Below are 4,443 nucleotides of genomic sequence, written 5' to 3'. Positions count from 1 at the left end.
TAGCGGATGGGCTTTCAGCCAAAGAGATTGCTTTACGTATCGACATTGGCGCGCGAACCGTGGAACGGCATATCGATAATGCGCGGCTGAAAATGCGTGCGCGCAATCGGACGCATCTGGTGATGCGCGCGGTAGCCAGTGGACTGCTCGATACACGTGAAGCCGATGACGAAAGTGCAGAGGCGCAGCTTCGTACGCTCTTCCCCAACCCCGGCAACGCGGCCGAAACATTCGTGCTTTTTTGAGCGTCAGTGGGCGACCAGCATATAGCCGATCCCGCGCAATGTACGGATCGACACACGCCCGGGTGTTTCGATCTTGCGGCGCAACCTGTAGATATAGACCACGAGCGCGTTGGATGTGCTGCCGTCACCCGATCCGAACAGCTGATCCTCCAGCAGCCGTCGCGGTGTCACGCGATTGCTGCGGCGGATTAGAATTTCCGCAATGTCAGCCTCGCGGGAGGAAAGGTCGACTGGAGTGCCATCGATCGCCAACTGCCGCGTCATGGTATCGAAAGTGAGCGCACCCGCGCGAATCGACGGGTCAGGGAAGCCATCTCTGCGGCGCACGATCGCATCGATCCGCGCATGGAGCTCGTCGACGACAAATGGTTTTACCAGATAATCGTCAGCACCGGCGCGCAGCGCCGATATGCGTTTCGCGGCATCGTCGAGTCCGCTGACGACAAGGATTGGCTCGCTGTGACCAGCCGCGCGCCATTGGCGAACGAGGGCGGTTCCGTCCTCGAGCGGAGAAGAGAGATCGAGGATGATGGCGGCGAACAAGGTCGTGGAGAGGAGATGAGTCGCGTCAGATCCGCTGCGCACGATCTCAGCTGTGATTTCCCGATCGGCCAATGCCGCGCGCAGCGAGGCGGCATATGCCTGGTCATCATCGACGAGCAACAACCGCATAGCTCTCCCGTCCCGCGTCCGAGCCGGACTCGTCCGACTTAATAGAACTCCCGGAACACACGAGACACTACGTAGATTTTCGGATGCGGCTTATCCGCACGCTGTAATTTTCATTAAAATGATATAAACCATAGGGAGGCCGAAGAAAAGCACAGTGTCCTTCGGCCTTATTCTCGGCTGGGATCTCGGGGACGAACGGTTCCTACGAGCATTTGCATATCGCCTTTGTCGGCTGGTGCGGCGACGCGAGCGACGATGGCGGGGTGGGCAGATTATCGGCGACCTGTCGCCGGCTTGCAGGAATGCGATCCAGATATCCGCTTAAAGCTGTCTTCCGATCGAACACCTGAGCGCAATCAACGCCCAGGTGCTCTCTCGCGTCGAACTGCTACCAGTTCGCGCAAGCGGGGACGCGCTAACCCTGCTCGCGTTCGAAAGCCGCGTGTGCGGGGTCAGGCGAAGCGGATCCTGGCCTGCCCGCGGCGCTTGTAGCGCATCGCGCCCGCGACCGCGCCGAAGCCGAGGATCATCAGCCCCCAGGTCGCCGGTTCGGGAACCCCGGCGGCGATCGGGGTGAATGAAATCACCCCGCCGTAGCTCGAAAGGAGCTGCGCATTCTTATAGCCGATCGACAGCGTGTGCGATCCCGCGCCGATCGATTGCGCGATGGTCTGAAGCTCGAAGTTGCCGCTGCTTATCTTGTCGAACGAAATGCCGTCTAGGGTCACCGAGGTGAAGTCGAGGTTGGTCAGCGTGAGCTTGAGCCCGAGCGACCCGACGAAGCCGAAGAGATCGCCGCTCGTCGGCACGGTGAAATTGTAGAGATCGGTACCCGACCGCGATGGGTGGTCATTGCCAAAGACGCCGGTCAAGGTGCCGGCGATCGGAACGAGGTTAATCGTCGTCGCGGCTGAGGCCGGAGCGGCGACAAGCGCGGCGGCGGCCGCCCCAGTAAAGAATGCGATCTTGCGCATAAGCTTTCTCCTTATTTCGCAGCCATTTGACCCAATTTGATCATTAATGAAAGATTAATTGAATTTGACGCTGTCCCGACGCGGGACGGTCGAACCAAGGAGGTGCCAACGGCGTCCGTGCTGGTGGCGAGAGGGTTGCCGCAAGGTCGCTACGTCTTTCGGGAACGGCGAAGCTGGTTCGGGCGCGTGTGGTGGTTCACGTCCTGGACGATCTTTGTTGTCGGGTTTCGCGAAGACCCATGCGTTGCCGCAAGCGCCACATGCCGGCCGGTGGATTGCCTCGAATTCCGCTCGCGTAGTAGCGCAAGGGGGGGCTGCCCAGCGCTTCCGGACTGGGGCGAGGTGTGGTCCAGCGCTTGCGTAAAGCTGATATCAGATCGAAGATGGTGTCGATAAATCAAAATATAGATAAATTCACCGAGCCGACCTTTTGAAATATGAAAAAGGGAAAACGTCCGAGACGTGCATCCAATCTTCTTTCATCATACGATGGATTTCCAAACTCGAAAAAATAACTTTTCGATATTCCCATGTTTTCCGCGTTCTTTTGAATGAAAGCTCGGATTTCGTGGCGTCGATAAGTTCGTGACCTCGCCGTCCCTCTCGGTGGAGAATGGTCATTTCCTGCATTGAGCCCGCCTTCAGACTGAATATTCCGCGAGCCGACTTTCTCGGGGGATCCTTGTCAGTGCTCGTCGAGCCATATCGCTGCTGCGCTGCCTGCTTGGAAATTCCTAGCGCTCCGCCAATGTCTAGCCAGGAAACGCCGGCGCGTCGCGCGATCAACACCCACTGGCGGAGATTGGATTTGGCTTCCTCGGCGACAAGGTGTGCCACGCTGATTGCATCGACGAATTCAGCAGTTTTTTCTCCCGTGAACGGGGGGTGCCTGAAGGCGGCCCAATCTGTAACCAGGGCAAGAACTCTCTGTTTGATGACCTCTTCTTCCATTCAGCGCTGCCCTCCACGTGGAAGTCATTGAAAAACGATGCTGCGTCGAGACGTGCCTCGCGTCAATCGCGAGTCGATGTCGCGCGCGGTGAGCGGGTTTGCGCGAGATTGACGTCGGCAAAAGGGAGAGCAGGGTTCTCAGGACCGCGGTAGCCATTCTGATCACTACGAGCGCGGCAGATAGAGGTTGGCCTCCAGCGCTCAGGTAAGATTGGTTCGGGGTCCCGACATCCGGCGTGGCAGTCTTTGGGGCTTGTGGGACCACCGGAAGAAAGGTCTTCGTTAGTCTGTCCATTTAATTTCATTTTCTCCTCATTATCGTCACGCACTGCAAAGGCTGTAGATATTTTTAGCGAACGCAATTCGTGGACCCAACTTCAGCAATGCCGTAGTGCTCTTGAATTCCGAGCAATAATAACGGCTTGGAAGAAATTCTACTTCTGCTCAGGAGGTTTCATGTCAAAGTAACTTGTTTCAAAGCGGGATTCCGTCTCGGAATGAGCCATCGAGGCGTGGTTAACCGCGTTGAAGGCAGTTCGTGCGGCAGGTATTCAGAGTTCAAGTCAAAATAATAGTCACGGTCGCTTTAGTTGGCGCTCATAAGGGGGATCATCAATGCGCATCTTTCTGAAGGTTACAGCCGCGGTTGCCGCTCTTGTGGCGATCCCGGCGACTGCGGTTCCGGTCATCACGTCGGCCGCGGTCACTGGCTCCAACGGTCATGCGTCGACGGGCACGGTGTGGAACACGGCATCCAACCAATATTACACGCTCTTCATCCAGCATCCCTATGGAAATACGCTGAACGCGAACGGTGCTTTCACCTCCGCGCCGGTCGGGTCGATCGGTGCGTCGGACTATACACTGGCGGGTGATGGGTGGCCGACCAACACCAAGAAAGGCAATTCCGATCCGTTCTACAATCTGACGGTTGTTCTGACTGAGAACGGTGTGTCGAAGACGCTAACGGGAATCTTCGATGAAGCGACCCAGGGCTTCGCGTCGACCAGCAACGCCGTGAAATTTTCCGGCGTCAATTATTCGCTGACTGACTTCAACTGGGTTCGCGGCCTGTCGAATATCGTTGGTTCCCACAGTGTCGGGAGCGCGGTCTATCCGCACCAACCGATCGGCTCGAAGTCGGACTATCAGGGCGCGTTCACGATCAACGCGGCCGGAGTTCCCGAGCCGGCGACCTGGGGTCTGATGATCGTTGGTTTCGGCGGGGTCGCCGGCACGATGCGCCGCCGGCGCAGCAACGCTCTCGCTGTTGCCTGAGGCTTTCCGGTCCTTGGGGCGGAAACCGGCCGACCCGGGCGGATCGGCCGGTTTTTGGTTCGAGGACGCACTGACAAGTCTCGGCCTCTTTGAACGGTGCGGAGCCTCGCGTCCCGCTCAGCCGTAGGAGGATCGTCCAGATCGGCATGGTTAGGCGTCTTTGAAGGCTGTTTTTGGTGACGGGGTGCGAGCAGAAGCAGATCGGGCCCTGCAAGGAGCGGCCGGCTGTATCGCCGTAGCGCGAAGCGGCTATCGAATGCGCGCGTCCGGTCGCGGCTTCTTCATGGGAAGTGCCCTAGCTGACTGACCCTTTGACGATGTTG

At 58.1% G+C, this 4,443-nt stretch carries 5 protein-coding genes; 2 read left to right on the top strand and 3 right to left on the bottom strand.

Going from position 1 to position 4,443, the window contains the following annotated elements:
* On the top strand, window positions 1-245 hold a 245-nt coding region (locus BGN95_RS25695; RefSeq protein WP_286774463.1), incomplete at its 5' end, for a response regulator transcription factor.
* Between the two features lie 3 nt (window positions 246-248).
* Here BGN95_RS25695 and BGN95_RS25690 read toward each other — a convergent pair.
* From BGN95_RS25690 to BGN95_RS25680, 3 genes are all read right to left on the bottom strand, one after another.
* On the bottom strand, window positions 249-917 hold the full coding sequence (locus tag BGN95_RS25690) for a response regulator (RefSeq protein WP_286774462.1): 669 nt from the start codon (window positions 915-917) through the stop codon (window positions 249-251).
* 452 nt (window positions 918-1,369) lie between these two features.
* Window positions 1,370-1,891 (bottom strand): FxDxF family PEP-CTERM protein, encoded by a 522-nt coding sequence (locus BGN95_RS25685; RefSeq protein ID WP_286774461.1) that lies wholly within the window; start codon window positions 1,889-1,891, stop codon window positions 1,370-1,372.
* Between the two features lie 414 nt (window positions 1,892-2,305).
* A complete protein-coding gene (locus BGN95_RS25680) occupies window positions 2,306-2,842 on the bottom strand; it encodes a hypothetical protein (protein WP_286774460.1) in 537 nt (178 codons plus the stop codon).
* A 615-nt stretch (window positions 2,843-3,457) separates the two neighbouring features.
* Between BGN95_RS25680 and BGN95_RS25675 the strand changes: the two genes are divergently transcribed.
* On the top strand, window positions 3,458-4,120 hold the full coding sequence (locus BGN95_RS25675; RefSeq protein ID WP_286774459.1) for a PEPxxWA-CTERM sorting domain-containing protein: 663 nt from the start codon (window positions 3,458-3,460) through the stop codon (window positions 4,118-4,120).
* The last annotated feature ends 323 nt before the right edge of the window (window positions 4,121-4,443 follow it).

This window comes from Sphingomonas sp. 66-10, from assembly GCF_001897045.1.
Lineage (GTDB): Bacteria > Pseudomonadota > Alphaproteobacteria > Sphingomonadales > Sphingomonadaceae > Sphingomonas > Sphingomonas lycopersici.
This window is presented reverse-complemented; position numbering and strand designations above follow the sequence as displayed.